The sequence below is a fragment of the Nannocystis punicea genome (assembly GCF_026965555.1).
In the GTDB taxonomy this organism is placed as follows: Bacteria; Myxococcota_A; Polyangia; order Nannocystales; family Nannocystaceae; genus Nannocystis; species Nannocystis punicea.
Genome location: NZ_CP114040.1, coordinates 176,085 through 191,833, shown reverse-complemented (window position 1 = coordinate 191,833; position 15,749 = coordinate 176,085). Strand labels below are relative to the sequence as shown.

11 protein-coding genes are annotated in these 15,749 nt (G+C 72.1%); 3 read left to right on the top strand and 8 right to left on the bottom strand.

Annotated elements, in window-relative coordinates; translation table 11 throughout:
* The first annotated feature begins 144 nt into the window (after nt 1–144).
* Nucleotides 145–1,194 (top strand): TIGR03032 family protein, encoded by a 1,050-nt coding sequence (locus O0S08_RS00675; protein ID WP_269036982.1) that lies wholly within the window; start codon nt 145–147, stop codon nt 1,192–1,194.
* Between the two features lie 389 nt (nt 1,195–1,583).
* On the opposite strand, the gene O0S08_RS00670 is transcribed toward O0S08_RS00675, so the two are convergent.
* The gene (locus O0S08_RS00670; protein WP_269036981.1) at nt 1,584–3,008 is read right to left on the bottom strand and encodes a hypothetical protein; all 1,425 of its coding nucleotides are present in this window, start codon (nt 3,006–3,008) and stop codon (nt 1,584–1,586) included.
* A gap of 497 nt (nt 3,009–3,505) precedes the next feature.
* On the opposite strand from O0S08_RS00670, the gene O0S08_RS00665 reads away from it, so the two are divergent.
* A complete protein-coding gene (locus O0S08_RS00665) occupies nt 3,506–4,435 on the top strand; it encodes a helix-turn-helix domain-containing protein (RefSeq protein ID WP_269036980.1) in 930 nt (309 codons plus the stop codon).
* Between the two features lie 139 nt (nt 4,436–4,574).
* Here the strand turns inward: O0S08_RS00665 and O0S08_RS00660 are convergent, their stop codons facing one another.
* The 6 genes from O0S08_RS00660 to add all read right to left on the bottom strand — a co-directional run bounded on the left by O0S08_RS00660 (nt 4,575) and on the right by add (nt 12,328).
* Nucleotides 4,575–5,573 carry a WD40/YVTN/BNR-like repeat-containing protein gene (locus tag O0S08_RS00660; protein ID WP_269036979.1) on the bottom strand — a complete coding sequence of 333 codons (999 nt, stop codon included), beginning with the start codon at nt 5,571–5,573 and terminating at the stop codon, nt 4,575–4,577.
* A gap of 60 nt (nt 5,574–5,633) precedes the next feature.
* On the bottom strand, nt 5,634–6,275 hold the full coding sequence (locus O0S08_RS00655) for a lysoplasmalogenase (protein ID WP_269036978.1): 642 nt from the start codon (nt 6,273–6,275) through the stop codon (nt 5,634–5,636).
* Between the two features lie 522 nt (nt 6,276–6,797).
* Nucleotides 6,798–9,836, bottom strand: coding sequence for a hypothetical protein (locus tag O0S08_RS00650; RefSeq protein ID WP_269036977.1), 3,039 nt, complete (start codon nt 9,834–9,836; stop codon nt 6,798–6,800).
* A 30-nt stretch (nt 9,837–9,866) separates the two neighbouring features.
* A complete protein-coding gene (locus tag O0S08_RS00645; protein ID WP_269036976.1) occupies nt 9,867–10,442 on the bottom strand; it encodes a hypothetical protein in 576 nt (191 codons plus the stop codon).
* The gene (locus O0S08_RS00640; RefSeq protein WP_269036975.1) at nt 10,439–11,116 is read right to left on the bottom strand and encodes an STAS domain-containing protein; all 678 of its coding nucleotides are present in this window, start codon (nt 11,114–11,116) and stop codon (nt 10,439–10,441) included. The genes O0S08_RS00645 and O0S08_RS00640 overlap by 4 nt, the downstream gene beginning before the upstream one ends.
* 129 nt (nt 11,117–11,245) lie before the next feature.
* Complete coding sequence (gene add / locus O0S08_RS00635; protein WP_269036974.1) at nt 11,246–12,328, bottom strand: adenosine deaminase; 1,083 nt, start codon at nt 12,326–12,328, stop codon at nt 11,246–11,248.
* 61 nt (nt 12,329–12,389) lie between these two features.
* Here add and O0S08_RS00630 point away from each other — a divergent pair, with 61 nt between their 5' ends.
* On the top strand, nt 12,390–14,045 hold the full coding sequence (locus tag O0S08_RS00630; protein ID WP_269036973.1) for a hypothetical protein: 1,656 nt from the start codon (nt 12,390–12,392) through the stop codon (nt 14,043–14,045).
* A 134-nt stretch (nt 14,046–14,179) separates the two neighbouring features.
* On the opposite strand, the gene O0S08_RS00625 is transcribed toward O0S08_RS00630, so the two are convergent.
* A complete protein-coding gene (locus O0S08_RS00625) occupies nt 14,180–15,475 on the bottom strand; it encodes a vWA domain-containing protein (RefSeq protein WP_269036972.1) in 1,296 nt (431 codons plus the stop codon).
* Nucleotides 15,476–15,749: the final 274 nt, after the last annotated feature.

Below are 15,749 nucleotides of genomic sequence, written 5' to 3'. Positions count from 1 at the left end.
CTGCCCGACGGCCGCTTCGCTCCCCTCCATGAGCGGCGCCATTCGGCCGTTCTCGGCGTCCCGGACGCCGCGCCGCTCGTGCGGGCTGCACCGTGAGTCCTGGCCCGTTTCGGCCGCGCGCCCGCGCCTGCTATCGTCGGGCGCATGGCCGAACGCCTCGAGGTCCTGTCGTCGCGCCACCTCCCTGGCCTCCTCACCGAGCTCGGCGTGAGCCTCGCGTTCACCACCTACCAGGCCGGCAAGCTGTTCCTCCTCGGCGGCGGCGACGGCGGCCGGCTGTCCCTGTTCGAGCGCACGTTCGCCCGCTGCATGGGCCTGTGCGTCGACGGCGAGTCGCTCTGGCTGGCCAGCCTGTACCAGTTGTGGCGCCTCGACAACGCCTTGCCTTCGGGACATGTCCGCGAGGGCTACGACCGCCTGTACGTCCCGCGCGTCGCCCACACCACCGGCGACCTCGACGTCCACGACCTCGCGGTCGACCGCGCCGGCCACCCCGTGTTCGTCAACACCCTGTTCAGCTGCCTGGCCACCCTGGCCCCGCGCGCCAGCTTCGCCCCGCTGTGGCGCCCGCCGTTCGTCTCGCGCCTGGCCGCGGAGGACCGCTGCCACCTCAACGGCCTGGCCATGGCCGACGGCAGCCCCGCGTTCGTCACCGCGGTGGCCCGCAGCGACGTCGCCGACGGCTGGCGTGACCATCGCCGCGACGGCGGCGTGGTGATCGACGTGCGCACCGACGCGGTCGTCGCCGAGGGCCTGTCGATGCCCCACTCGCCGCGCCTCCACGCCGGCGCGCTGTGGCTGCTCGAGGCGGGCACCGGCTTCCTCGGCAAGCTCGACGCCGCCGGGCGCTTCGAGCGGGTCTGCTTCTGCCCCGGCTACGCCCGCGGCCTGTGCTTCGCCGGCCCCTACGCGTTCGTCGGCCTGTCGAAGCCCCGCGGCAGCCGCACCTTCGGGGGCCTCGAGCTCGAGGCCAACCTCGCCGCCCGCGGCGCCGAACCCCGCTGCGGCCTGCTCGTCGTCGACACCCGCACCGGCGACGTCGCCCACTGGCTCCGCCTCGACGGGGTGGTCGAGGAGCTCTACGACGTGGCCGTCCTGCCCGGCGTCCGCCGCCCGATGGCCCTCGGCCTGATGAGCGAGGAGATCCACCGCACCATCACGATCGCCGACCCGGCCCCGCTGCGCCCCGACTGAAGGACATGTCCTGAAGAGCATGTCCTACACGACATCTCCCAAGAGACATGCCCTTCAAGACATTTCCTTGAAGACATCCTCAAGCCCCGCCCGCGCGCGGCGCCAGGAGCACCGCGCCCACGTCTTGCCACCCCGGACCTTCAGACGGGCGACCATCGTCCGGACCTCTCGAGCATGCTTCAAATCTGGCCGCGCTCCTGGCCGGGAGCGCCTCGTACCTGGCCCACGCCAGCCAGCATCAGCCTGTTCTTTTGAACATGTTTCGAATGCGGTCGCGCGTGGCCAGGAGCGCTCGCACACGCTTTGCCACCCGACGGCCTTCAGGCGGCCGGCCCGTGGGGACCTGCTCTTTCGAGCATGCTTGGCCGCACCCCGCCTCGTACCTGGCCTCAAATCTGGCCGCGCTCGCAGGCCAGGAGCGCCTCGTACCTGGCCCACGCCTTGCCCCCGCGGGCCTTGAGGCGACCCGCGAGGCTCCGGACGCGGAACGCCCGCACCAGCCGCTCGAGCCGCGCGCTGCGGGCCAGCAGCTCGGCGACATCGGCCTGCGCCGCGGCGACCTCGGCCTGCGCCGCGCGGAACGCCGCATACGACGCGCTCTCGCCGATCAGCGCCTCGATCTCCGCCCGGTGCGCCGCCAGCGTCGGCGCGAAGTCCGGGTGCCACGGGTCGTCGAGCACCGGGAAGCGGGCCAGCAGCTCGCCCCCCGCGGCGCGGTAGGCCTCGTCCTCGCGCCCGCTGGCCGCGTCGAGGCGCTCGTACGCAGAGGACATGTCTTTCAAGACACGTTCGAGCTCCGCCGCGGCCTCGCCCTCGCGGGCCTGGCCGAGCGCCGCCGACAGCCCGGCGATCACCGCGTCCTCCTCCGGCAGCGCCGGCGGGCTCGACCTCCCGCGGGTCGGCGCATTCGCGACCAGCCACCGCTCCGACGTGGTCGTCGGCACGTCGATCCCCTGCCCGGCGATCCGCGCCCGCGCGTGCGCCTCGAGCGGCGAGATCGCCCCGTCGCCGTCGAGGTCGAGCTGCGCCGGCGGTAGCGGCTTGCCCTCGCGATCGCGGCCGCGCAGCGCATTTAAAAAGTGCAGCGCGTAGCCCTCCTGGGCCGCGCGGTCGGGGTTCGGATCGCAGCCGGACGCCTCGCGCTCGGCCGTCGCCGCGAACAGGCCGCAGCGGATCGTCGGCGCCGGGCCGGCCGCCTGCTCGGCGTCCTTGAACACGAGCTCGGCGAAGGCGCCCGAGAAGCAGCTGGTCGCCACGACCTGCACCGGGCGCTCCGCCGCGTCGAGCACCTCCGCCAGCTCGGCCACTCGCAGCGACGTCTGGCCCCACAGGCTCAGCCCGCCCTCGCGCGGCGGATCTCCGCGCTCGCCGTGGCCGGCGAGGTACAGCCGCAGCAGCGGCCCCGGCTGCCCCACCGCCTGCTTCACCGCCTCGAGCGCGTTGCTGCGGGTGGCCGCCGCGATCGGCGACGACTGCGTCGGCCGGTAGGTCGCGGCTCGTCCGCCTCGCGGCGCGAACAGCTCGGCGAGCGTCGCCAGCAGCGGATCGCCGCGCGGCTCCGCGTCCTCGACCTGCACCCCGTGACTGCCGGGCCCGCCGGCGAACAGCAGCGCGCCACCTGTCCCAAAGACCTCCTGCGCCAGCAGCAAGTCCTGCTCGATCGACACCTGATTGGACTCGGGGGTGGCCCCGCCGCCGATCGCCAGCCAGCGCAGCGGGCTCGGCAGCTGCGCCGGCAGCCCGGGGCGCAACGGCCCGACGGCCAGCGGCGGCCGCTGTGACGCGTGCTCCGTCGAGCCCGCGCCCGTCTCCACGCCCGCAGGACCTTTCGCGGCGCTCGCGTCCTCCGGGCGGCTTCCGCCGGTCGTCGCGTTCGCACGAGCATCTCCCGAGCCCGCGTGCGAACCGGCCGTCGTCACGCTCATCTTCGCGGACGCCGCGCTCGCGTGCGCCGAGCTCGTCGTGACATTCACGTCCGCGGGCGCCGAGTTCGCGTCGACCGCCGAGCGCGCGTGCGCCGAGCCAGCGCTCGAGTCCGCGGACGCGCCGCTCGGGCCTGCGACCTCGCCCGCGCTCGCCGCGGCCGCGCTCGCCGGCGGCGTCGTGCAGGCGGAGGAGCACGCAGCGATCACGACTGCGACCACCCACGCGCTGCCTCGTCCTGCCCTGCTCACGACCCGGCGACGATACGACCTCCGGGGGCGCGACGAAAGCCGGCGACCGGGCGCCCGCGGCCCTTCGGACCTCCTCTTCATTTTTTGCGACGATCCGTGCTTGACTCTCCAGTTACGGGAGGCTGCACGGTGTCGGCATGGTGAACGAGCGAATCACGATCGGCGCGCTCGCGCGTCGGTCGGGCGTCCCGGTCAAGACGCTGCGCTTCTACTCCGACGAGGGGCTCTTGCCGCCCGTCGGCCGGACGCGCAGCGGCTACCGGGTCTACGCCGAGGACGCGGTCGTGCGGCTCGATCTGATCCGCACACTGCGCGAGGCCGGGCTGGGGATCCCCGCGATCAAGGCGATCTTCGCCCGCGACATGACTCTGGCCGAGGCCCTGCGCCTGCGGCTCAGCGCCATCGAGACCCACATCGTCTCGCTGCAGCACATCGCCGCGGCCCTGCGCGCCGCGCTTCGCTCCGAGCCCGATCGAGCCGACATCAGGAGGTTGTGTACCGTGACCCGACTTACTACCGAACAACGCAAGGCCGTCATCGAGCGCTTCTACGAGCGCGTGTCCGAGGGCGTGCCGATCGACGACACCTGGAAGCGCCAGATGATGCAGGCGAGCACGCCGAAGCTGCCCGAGGTGCCGACGCCGGAGCAGCTCGACGCGTGGATCGAGCTGGCGGAGATCGTCCAGAACGAGGACTTCATCGCCAAGATGCGCGCCGCCGCGGCCGAGACCTGGAACTCCGGCTTCGACGTCGCCGCCCACCAGCGCGTCTCGCAGGAGGCCAACGCCGCCGCCCGCGCGCTGATCGACCGCGGCGTCGAGCCGACCGACGAGGCCGCGCGCCCCGTCGTCGACCGCATGGCCGCCGGCCTCGCCGCCGCCATGAGCAAGCCCGACACGCCCGCCTGGCGCGCCACCCTGCACGAGAAGAGCAAGGGCCACGACCCACGCGCCAGCCGCTACTGGGAGCTCGTCGCCATCCTCAACGGCCAGCCGCCCCAGGCCGGACCCAACGAGGAGTGGCACTGGCTCAACGCCGCCGTCGCCCACCACCTCGCCCCGACCTGACCCATCGGACATGTCTACTTTTCTTTAAAAATTAAAAGAAGAGAAAGGCATGTCCGCGGAGCGCCTGCGTCGCCACGACGGCCGCTGACCCTGAATCAACGGCCGCCGAGCGACAGATTAATTTTGGCCCCCGCTCCGCTCAGCGGTCGAAGCCCTTCACGCAGCCGAGCTCGAGCAGCTCCGCGCGCACGATCGTCCCGTCGTCGCCGACCGCGATCGCCGCCTCACGCGAGCCGTCGACCGCCATCAAGGCGGCCGGCGGCTCGTCCGACTCCAACCTCGCCGAGCCGTTCGCATGCTGGTGGTAGATCGCCCCGGCGCCGTCGACCCACCAGGCTCCGTCCGCGCTGAGCCCGGAGACCGGCGCCGCGACGCTCTGGATCTGCTCCAGCCCGAACCGTTCGAACAGCCGGAACACGCCGAATTGGCCGGCGACGAGGAACGGGTCCGTGTCCCCTTCGACCGGCAAGTCGTAGCGATCGACGACGACCGCCAGCAGGTCGCCCGCCGACTCGACCGCGACGCGCTCCCACGTCCGCCCCTCGTCGTCGCTGCGCAGCACCTGCGTGTGGTCGCCGACCGCAAACAGCTCGCCCTCGCGGCCGGCCACCCCGCGCAGCGCGCCCGTGCCCTTCGGGACCTGTCCCATCGACCATGTGAAGCCGGCGTTGTCGCTGCGCAGCACCACCTGCTCGCCGACCGCGAGCGCCAGCCCCTCGTCCTCGGCCAGCCACACCCCGTACAGCTCGGCAGTCGTCCCCGACGCGCTCGGCTTCCACGTCCGGCCGTCGTCGACGCTGCGGAGGATCGTCCCGCCGGCGCCGACCGCCACCATCGTCGACGACAGCGGGTGCGGCGACGCGACCGCGAACAGATCGACCGTGACGCCGCTCGTCTGCGCCAGCCACGTGCCCGCGCCCGTGCGGCGGAGGATCGTGCCGGCGTCGCCGACGACCACCGCGCCGTCGTTGGCCGAGGCCGCCACGCCGCGCAGCGTCACCTCCACGTGGCTGAGCTCCTGCGTCACCTCCACGTGGTTGTCGGGGAAGCAGTTGTCCTTCTTGCAACCGATAAACGCGGCCACGAGGCCCACGCCGAGACCCACCACGCCCATTCGCAACCGATAAGCCAAATTCATGACCTCATGATGGCACAACGGGCGCCGCCGTCGAGCCCGCGGCGCGTGGCTCCACGAGCCTCAGTCCTCGCGCGCCACCGACGACGCGATCAGCACCTGCGCCCCCCAGTAGAGCACCATCAGCAGCAGCTCGACGCCGAGCGACCAGGCGATGAAGCGGTTGACGGCGATCAGCGTGTCGCTCAGCGCGAACGCGATCGCCCCGGCGAGGCCGGCCCAGGCGCGACCCTCCTGGCCCGGCCGCTCGCCGACCTGGGCCGCCGCGCGCCACATCATCGCGCAAATGACGATCACGTAGGCCATCACCGGCCCGCGCAGCTCGCCGAGGTTCGGCGACAGCCAGCCGAACACCGACCAGCCGAACGCGACGATCGGCACCAGCCGCAACAGGTGCAGCGAGCGGGTGCGGCCGACGTAGGCGACCACGTAGGCCACGTGCGCCAGCAGGAACGCGGCCAGGCCGGCGATGAACAGGTCGAGCGCCTCGGCGAGCAGGACGTCGCCGAGGACCGAGAGCACGAGGCCGAGGCGGATCCGCCGCGCATCGGCGCCGCGCACCGGCCACAACCAGGCGAGCACGCACAGCACCGGGATCGGTTTTAAAAACAACCCGGCGAGCTTCCACTCGGCGATCAGGGCGACGAAGAACAGCACCGCGGCGACGAGCCCGGTGCGCACCAACTGGACCGACCGGCGAGACACGAGCCCGAGGATCGCCGAGCCCACGCCCACGCGCGAGTCTTTTTAAAAGAGCGCGCGACTTCGCGCACTGTCCGAACGGACAGCCGGGGGCCTCGACGGGGCTGGGCCGCATGCGTCCTGCGTAGACGGAGGTCCGCGAACACTGTCCGAATGGACAGCCCGGCCGACCCTGCGTCCGGCGTCGACCTGTCCGAACGAGCAGCCGGCCGGGCCGCCACGCACGGCCGTCTCGCCGAGGCGACTCGCCCCGCGCAAATGCTGCTCGCTGGGGCCAACCGCCCGAGTTCGTGGCGACAGTGACCTGTCGTGAAGGTCATCCGAGGAGATCGGCCACGACCTGTCCTGACAGGCAGCCGAAGGCCAGGAGCTCCGGCCGCTCCTCCTCATCACATGTCCCGAAGGACATCCGACATATCGGCAGCTCGGCGACCCGCCGAGGCCCATCATCGGGGCCTTTGGCCGCCTGCCCGAACGAACAGTCGACCGAGGCTTCTCCTCTCTCGCCCTGTCCCTACGGACAGCTCATGGAGCCGCCGCGCCGAGGTTGATCGAGAACTTCGTGCGCAGCGAGCGGGCGTCGGGGCCGGCGGCTTCGGGCTCCTTGTCGAACGACACCTCGCCGCGGACCGCCGTGAGGCGCTGCATCAGGCGCTCGATCGGCGAGCCTGGGATCGGCAGCGGCGGGAACGACGGGGCGATCGCCGAGCCCTGCAGCGGGTCGGCCGCGCCCTCGGGGCGGAGCGTGAACTCCGGCGTGCCGTGGGCGTTGAGCGGCGCGAAGCCGAAGTACTGCAGACCGAGGCGTGCCAGCCCCTCCGCGCTCTGCGTCGCCTGCGGGTCCCCGCGCAGCAAGATCTCCGCCGAGCGCAGCGCCGACTTGCTGGCGGTGTTGGCCTGGCCCTGCAGCGTCCACAACAGCGCCGTCCACAGCGGCGCGCCGGCGGTCGAGCGGCTCTGCATCACGAATTGCGGGTCGGTCGCCGCGCCCGCCTTCGGCAGGCGGCCGTCGAGCAGGTCGTCGATCACGCGGGTGACGGTCGGGCGGTCGAGGCCGACCACGATCGCCGCGCCGGTCTGCACGTAGTAGATCCCGGCCGCGTCGGCGATCGACTTGTCGGGCAGCAGCGGCGCGCTCGGGCTGATGCCGATGCGCACGATCGGCAGCTCGCGGTGGCGGGCCACCTCGCCCCACTGGACCATCCCTGGCGCGACCGACTCGAGCGTCGCCTTGAGGGCCGCCAGGGTCGCCACCAGCATCGTCGGGTTCTTGACCTCGGCGGCCGCGTAGATCGGGAACTTGCCGACCTGCCGCCACAGCTCCTGGTCTTCGAGCGGGCTGCGCTCGCGCTTCGGCGGCAGCTGGGCGGCGTCGTCCCACTGCGACAGCATGCCGACCAGCCCGGCGCGGTCGTCGAGGCCGAGCATCACCCAGTCGCCGAGCCAGCCGAGGCCGACGTCGCCCTTGCCGGTGAGCGTGCGCATCAGCTGGTCCATGTCGCGGCGCAGGCCGCTGTCCTGGCCGACCGCCCACACCGCCGACACCCCGCGCTCGCTCGCCGTCACCGCCACCCGCGACTTGCCGACCACGCCCTCGATCTCGCTGTAGTCGGTCGCCGAGATCAGCGGCAGCACGCGCACGTCGACGTCCGCGACCGCGCCGCGCACGTCGAGGCGGATCGCCACCGGGTCGATGAACTGCTGCCAGTAGTTCTGGTAGCCGAGGGCGAAGTTGTCGTAGGCCGTCTGCTCGGCCGCGCTGACCTTCTCGATCGCCGGCAGGTCGACCAGCGGCGTGAGGGCGTCGGGCGAGCCCCACAGCGACCGCGCGGCCTGGCCGGGCGCGAACGCGATCGCCTCGCCGCCGGCGTGCTTCAGCTCGTCGGCCGCCAGCAGGTTGGCGGCGATCAGCTCCTGCGTGTCCTTCGGGGCATGTCCGAACAGCCATCCGTGGAGCAACGCCGCGTAGCCGGGCACCAGCAGCTCGGCGAGCGCCTCCTGGCGGCGGGCGGCGAGGATCTTCTGCTGCGGGCCGATCACCGCGGCGATGAACTTGTCGCTGAGGAACGCCAGCGCCTGGTGGACGCCCGGGTCGCGGGCCAGCATGTACTTCAGGTCAGGTTCGTCCGCCAGCCGGGGCGCCTGGCCCTGGGCGGCCGCGAGCACGCGGGCCAGCGCGCCGGGGCTGTTGGACACGAACGCCAGGTCGCCGACGCGGGCGCGGTGCTGGCGGACCTGCCCGGCCGGGTCGGCGGCGCGCTGGACCTCGACTCCGGCGAGCTTCACCGTGCTCGCCTCGATCCCGGCGATCTCGCCGCGGTAGCCGTCGAGCTGGCGGGCCAGCTCGGCCTCGAACACCTCCGGCTGCTTGAGCGCGAAGATCAGGGTCACGTCGGTGCCCTCGCGCAGGTACGGGTCGCTGCCGACGATCGCCACCTCGCCGACCACAGTGTGGCCGAACAGCTTCGCCAGGTCGCTGCGGCGCAGGCCGAGCTGGCGCTGGTATCGCGCGGTCAGCCCGCGGTCCTCCGGGTTCTGTTGCAAGATCTGCACGACCGGCGTGATCCACGTGTCGGCCTCGTCGAGCAGGCGCAGCAGCAGGCGCACGTCGTCGACCCGGGCGTACCAGAACTCCGCCGGCGTCGCCGCGGCCAGCGGCTCGGGCGTCCCGGCGTTCGCGTCGGGCAGCGCCGCCTGCATCGCCGCGAACGGGTGGGCGGCCAGCGGCGGCGGCTTGAGCGAGGCCAGCGCGACCGTGCGCGGACCTTCCTCTCGGGACAGGCGCAGGCCGCGGTCGTGCTGCAGCGCCTCCTGCATCGACAGCACCCCGGTGGTGGTGTCCATCAGCTGCGACAGGTCGGTCCGCGCCGGCCGGGCGCGCAGCAGGTCGGAGCCGGCGATCGACTTGGCGACCGGCTGTTTCTTGAGCCAGGTGGCGATCCGCCCGGCCGCGAACTGCTTCCACGGGTGCGGCTCGGTCCACGCGTCGCCGAGCACGTGCGCCAGCGCGTCGGCCCAGCGGGCCACCAGCTGCGCGTCGTCGGCCGGCTTGCCCCCGCCGACGCCGCCGAACGGCACCCGCACCCACTCGTTGCGCCCGTTCTGCCAGCGGCGGGCGAACAGCGCCCCGCGCAGCGCCTCGGGCGCGGCGGCCGACTTGGGCCGGCGGACCAGTACCTGGGCCTCGCTGGCCCCGGTGCCGTTGGCCAGCACGCCGACGTGGCCCGGGCCGCCGCCCTCGAGCTCGACGTGCAGGCGGTCCCAGTCGAGCGAGAGGTCGTCGCCGGTGATCGGCAGCTTGACCTCGACGTACTCGGCCTCGCCCTCGACCCGCCAGGCCGCGATCGCGCCCTTGAGCTCGGCGTGCTCGACCGGCGCGAGGCTGCCGGTCCGCAGCGCCGGCAGCGGCTCCGACGTGTCCACGACGGTGGCCCGCGGCTGCTCGGCCACCTGCTCGTTCGGACCTGTCTTTTCGGACTTCTCGGACTTCTCGGTCCCGCAGCCGGCGAGCATCAGCGGGGCGGCGAGGAGCGGGGCGAACCAGCGAGGGGCGGGGCGACGCATTCGCCGCACTCTACCAGGACGCCCGCCCGGTCACCCCACCCAGCCGATCCGATAAAAGCACCGCTCGCCGCCCCTCGCCCGGCACTCGCCCGGCTCGTGGTCGATCTGCACGCCGGTCACGAACCGCTCGGCGAAGCCGGCGATGAGCCCCATGTCGAAGCGGCACGGGTAGGCGTTGTCGCAGGACATCAGCGCCTCGCGCTCGCCGACGCGCTCGTAGGAGTAGTGGCCGATTCCCTCGGTCATCTCGCCGGTGGCGAGATCGAACATGACGACGCCGTCCCGGGCGTGATTGAGGTGATAGGTCGCGTCGAGCATGGCCAGCACTGTGTGCGCGTCGTCGATGCCCGGGGGGAACGCGACCAGCGCGGGCACCTGACGGCCGAACCGCTCGAGGCCGCGGCCGCCGAGCACGAAGTCGACCTTCTGGTAGGCACGCAGGATCCGCTCCTGCGGGTACCAGGCCTGTGGATCGAGCTTCTCGACCCCGAGGGCGTCGAGCATCGCCTTCTGCAGCACCGTAAACGACTTGAGGACGTCGATGAACACGCTGGTCGTCTGGCCGCACACGGTGATGTTCGGCGCCATGGGCACGTACGGGGTCACGTCGACCTCCGGGCGGTGGCGCGGCCGAGGTGCGCGAAGCAGGCCTTGAGCCCGTCCTTGAGGGTGGCGAGGGTCGGCGTGCCGCCCAGGTCGACGCCGAGCTCCGTCATCGCCCCGGCGATCTGCGGGCTCAGCCCGGTGATGACGCAGAAGGTCCCGACCAGCCGGGTGGTGGCGACGAGGCGCAGGAAGTGCCCGGCGGTGGCGGTGTCGACCAGCTCGACGCCGGTGAGGTCGATGATGACGCAGCGGGCCCGCGCCTGCGTGACCCGCTCGAGCAGGTCCGCGATCATCTCGTCGGCGCGGCGGGAGTCGACGACGCCGACGATCGGCAGCGCCAGGACGTCGTCCCACAGCTCGACCACCGGCGTCGACATCGTGCGGATCGCCGCGCGCTGCTCGTCGATGGTCGTCAGCTTGTCCTCGAGCTCGCGCCGCGACTCCTCGAGCTCGCGGATGGTGTGCCGGTGCTCGCGGACGGTGACGTCGAGCTGCAGCGCGAACAGGTTGATCGTCTCCTCGAGCGCGCCGAAGCGGTCCGTGTGCGTGAGCGGCAAGAGATCGGCGGCCGGGTCGAACTCGTCGAGGGAGATCGACGCGAGCAGGTCGTGGATCCGCTCGATCCGCGGGACCACGACCGAGACCGCCTCGGGATCATTGGAGTCGTCGGTCATACGTCCTCCTGGCATCGCTGCCGGGCGCGGAGGATAACCGAACCGTCGTTCTACGTGACAGGCATGCGAATGCGCCGACTCCGGCGGCCACCCCGCCCAGCGCCGCGAACGGGACCGCGCAGCGCCTAGTCACATCGGCGGGGCGCCGGCCAGTGTGTGCAGCTCGGCGAGCACCGCCGCCTGTTCGGCAAGCAGCCGCACCTTGGCCTCGGCCGGCATGAAGCTGTGCTCGACGCTGTTGCGGGCGAGGGCGGCGATCTGCGGCGCGTCCCACCCGAACGCGGCGGCGCAGCGGCGGTACTCCTCGGCCAGCGAGGTGGCGAACATCGGCGGGTCGTCGCTGGCCAGCGAGACGTGCAGGCCCGCGGCCAGCAGCTGCGGCAGCGGGTGAGCGGCCAGGGCTGGATACAGACCGATCCCGACGTTGCTGGTCGGGCACACCTCGAGCGGGACCTGATGCTCGCGCAGGTGTTCGACCAGGGCCGGGTCGGCGAGGCACTGGACGCCGTGACCGATGCGGTCAGCGCCGAGCTCGCGCAGGGCGCTCCAGACGCTCCCCGGCCCGTCGAGCTCGCCGGCGTGAGGCAGCGAGCGCAGGCCCTCGGCGCGGGCCCGGGCGAACAGCGGGGCGTACGGCGCGGTCGGCCACTGCGGCGACTCCGGGCCGGCGAAGCCGAGGCCGATCACCCCGACCTGGCGGCCCTCGAGCGCCAGCGCCAGCGTCGGCGCGCCCTCGGCGAAGCGGTGGCGGACGATGTCGAACACCCACGCCAGCTCGACGCCGTGCTCGGTCCGGGCGCGCGCGCGGCCCTCGGCGAGCCCGGCCAGCAGCGTGTCGCCGGTCACGCCGCGGTTCACGTGGGTCATCGGCGTGAACGTGACCTCGGCGTAGCGCACGTTCTCGGCCGCGAGCTTGCGCGCGAGGTCGACGACGATCGCCGCGAAGTCCTCGGCATCGGTGAGGCACGCCGAGATGGCGAGGTACATGCGCACGAACTCGCCGAAGTCCTTGAACACGTAGCTGCGGCGCAGGCCCTCCGCGCCGGCCTCGTCGCCGGGCAGCGGCTTGCCGTGCTTGCGCGCGAGCGCCAGCGCCAGCTCCGGCTCGACCGAGCCCTCCAGGTGCAGGTGCAATTCGGCCTTCGGCAGGCGCTCGATGAGCCGGGCGCGCAGCGGGTCGAGGCCCGGGACCGGCGAGGACGCGGCGGACATGGGCGCACGCTAGCACGCGCTCGACAGCGCCCGCGACATCGCCTATTGCTCGGGGCAGACGATGCAGCGCCTGCGCCCATGGCTGTCGCCGTCGCTGGCGGCCCTGCTGTCCGCCTGCGGCGACGGCAGCGCCGCCGCGACCGACGGGGCCACGTCCACGAGCACCAGCGGCGCGATCGACCTCACGGCCGCGACCACCGGCGACAGCCCCGCGCCGACCACCACGCTCGCCCCGACCACGGGCGGCGAGACCGACACCGGCGGCCCGCCGGCGCCGACCTTCTGCGCCCAGATGGACGTCTCGCTGGTGCTCCACCCGAGCGCGAAGATCTACGGCGCCGGCGATCAGGACGCGCTGGTCGAGACCTTCGAGCACCTGGTCGAAGAGACAGGCGCGACGATCCGGATCTTGCCGAACGTCGGCACCGAGTTCATGGCGACCACCGACTGCCTGCCGGCCGCGGGCAACGCCCCGGACGATCCGATCCTCGTGTTCGGCGCCGGCGGCGAGGTCGCGCCCGGGGCCGCGGACGCGCTGCGCTGCACCCTCGACCGCTTCAACGTCTACGCCAGCGACTTCGACGTCGGCAACTACATGTTCTCGGGCCTGATGTTCCCGGTGCTAGAGCGCGCCGACTGGCCGGCGCCCGGGGCCACGGGCCTCGCCATGCTGGTGGCCGCGACCGACGACAAGCAGTCCAACATGTACGCCCAGCCGGGCCAGGCCTCGGAGGCGTACCTGCGGCTGGTCGGCGAGGGCGACCGCCGGCGGGTCTCGGCCTTCACCTACGGCGACGGCGCGCCCGAGCTCAACATGTTCTCGCTGGCGGTCAGCGACAAGAGCCGCCACTACGAGAAGTCGGAGACTTCGTACGCGGCGGCGCTGGCCGACTTCGCCCCGCTGGCGGTGCGGACCTGCGAGGACTTCGACTACGAGGAGCCGGACCCGGACGAGCCGCCGACCGGCTGCAAGCGCATCGACCTGCTGTTCGCCATCGACGGCTCGGGCAGCATGGACGAGGAGCAGGACGCGCTGCGCGGCGCGAACGGCATGCCGCCGGTGCTGGCCGAGTTCACCGACGCGCTGCTGGAGGAGCTGACCGACGTCGAGGACTTCCACGTCGGCGTGGTCTCGAGCGAGCAGGGCTACACGGCCATGCACACGCACCGCGACTTCCCGATGACCCCCGAGAGCCCGGAGACCGACTGCGGCCTGCCGCCCGGGCAGCGCTGGCTGGTCGGCCCGTCGCCGGGCTTCGCCGACGAGTTCGCCTGCGTCGCCGCCACCCGCAGCGGCACCGAGGAGATGACCTACTACAACCTCGCCGAGGCGCTGCACGACCCGGCCAACGACGGCTTCCTGCGCGACGATTCGCTGGTGTTCATCGTCATCCTCACCGACGAGGACACCTACGACTTCGTGCTCGACACCTCGGTCAACATCCGCCAGCGCGTCGTCGACGCCGTCGGCGGCGACCTCGAACGGCTGGTGGTGCTCGCCATCGCCGGCGGCCAGGGCGTGTTCGAGATGCCCGAGACCGTGTGTCAGGGCGTCTACGGCGACGCCGCCCCCGGGCGCCGGATCATCTCGATCACCCGCGGCTTCCGCGAGCGCGGCCTGTTCCAGAACATCTGCCAGGGCGACCTCGCCGCCACCTTCAGCGACGTGCTCGACGACGTCGTCTCGGCCTGCGCCCAGTTCGAGCCCCAGCCCTGACCCGCGCGCGGGCCGGGACCCAACGAGAAACCGCAGGACCGCCATTCCAGCGACCCCGCGGTCGTGAACTTGAGACCCGGGCGAGCGCGGCGGAGCTTCACCGGCGGTGAAGCGCCGTCACGCCGCCGCGAGCGCTAGCCCGAGTTGGGGCAGCGGTACTGCGCGTCGAGGACGCCGCTCATCTGGAAGTCGGAGCAGGCCGTGCCGCACAGGATGATCTCGTTCTTGTCGGGCGTCGTGAACATCCAGCCGTTCTCGCTGCCGTCGCAGGTCGTGACCTGGGTGTTGCCGAACATCGTGCCGTTGACGCTGACCTCGACGTAGTCGGGGTACTTCGGCACCGGGTCGAGGCTGATCGTGCAGCTCAGGATCTGCATCGAGATCTCCTCGAGCGCCATCTGCAGCTCGACCTGGTTCTGCGTGTCGTAGAACTTGACGTCGCCGTCGCGCGGGCGGCCGCCGATGTCGGCCAGCTCGTTGAGCTTCCCGAACGCGTTGGTGTTGTCCGGGTTGCCGTCGTTGGCGGTCGGGCTGGTCTCGTCCTTGATGGCGATGCCGACGACGTAGGTCGGGATGCTGAGGTTGGTGAACGCGTCACCGACCACCATGCCCAGGTTGTCGTCGTACTGCTCGAACAGCTCGGAGTTGTTGGCCGCGTCCTCGCGACAGTTGGCGGCGCCGTCGGTGACGAGGATGATGAACTGCGGCTGGCCGTCCTGGATGGTCGCCAGCTCGGCGAGCGCCGCCTTGACGCCCTTGGTCGCCGGCGTGCCGCCCTTGATGGTCGCGTCGGTCTCGTCGGCGCCGGGGATGGCGTTGAGGATCGCCTGGCCGTTCATCGGCGCGATCTCCACCTCGGGCGTCATGTTCACCGGGCAGGCCGTCGCGTTGTAGGCCGAGGCCGCCATCTTCGACGGGAACAGCACCGCGCCGAGGTTCATCGAGTTCTGGAAGGTGCCGGTGATGAAGTCGACGACGCTGTACAGCGACTTCCACCGCGTGATCTTCGGGGTCGCCTGCGCCATCATCATGGGATCGGCGTCCTGGATGCCGTCGTCGTTGGCGTCGTCGCCGTCGTGGTCCCAGTACCCCTTGTCGGGGGTGACCATCGAGCCCGACTTGTCGAGCACGAGCATGACGTTCGGCGTCACGACCGGGATGTCGACCACCGCCTCGCCGCAGTCGTTCGGGTCGAACGTGGTGTTGCCCGTCTCCGTGTCGGTGGTCGGGCCCACCGTCCCGGTCGGCACCGTCTCGGTGGTCGGGTCGCTGGCACTGGTCGTGGTGGTCGGCTCGACGGTGGTGCCCGGCAGCGTCATGATGCCGCCCGTCATCGAATTGCTGCTGGCCGTGGTGTCCACTGACTTGCCGTCGTCACCGCAGCCGACCAGGCCGACAGCCACGAGGCTAGAAATCAACGCGCGCTTCATAAGCGGAAGGTTCCTTCGAGAGTTGGGTGAAGTTGAGGGTCGAGGACGGGGGCCCGTCGAGTTGGACACCGAAGCACGGGCCGTGTCCGGGCGTCCGTGACGGCCACTATACCGATCACGCCGGCCGGTCGCAGCTTTCCTGCGAAGGGCAGATCTGCGCGGCGCGCGGTGCGAAACGTCGGCCTGACCCTGATAGCGAGCGCATCCGGGCCAGCGGCCGCTGCAAATGCACGCCTCGGCGCGCGCGTGTCACGGCGATGCGACGGCGACACCG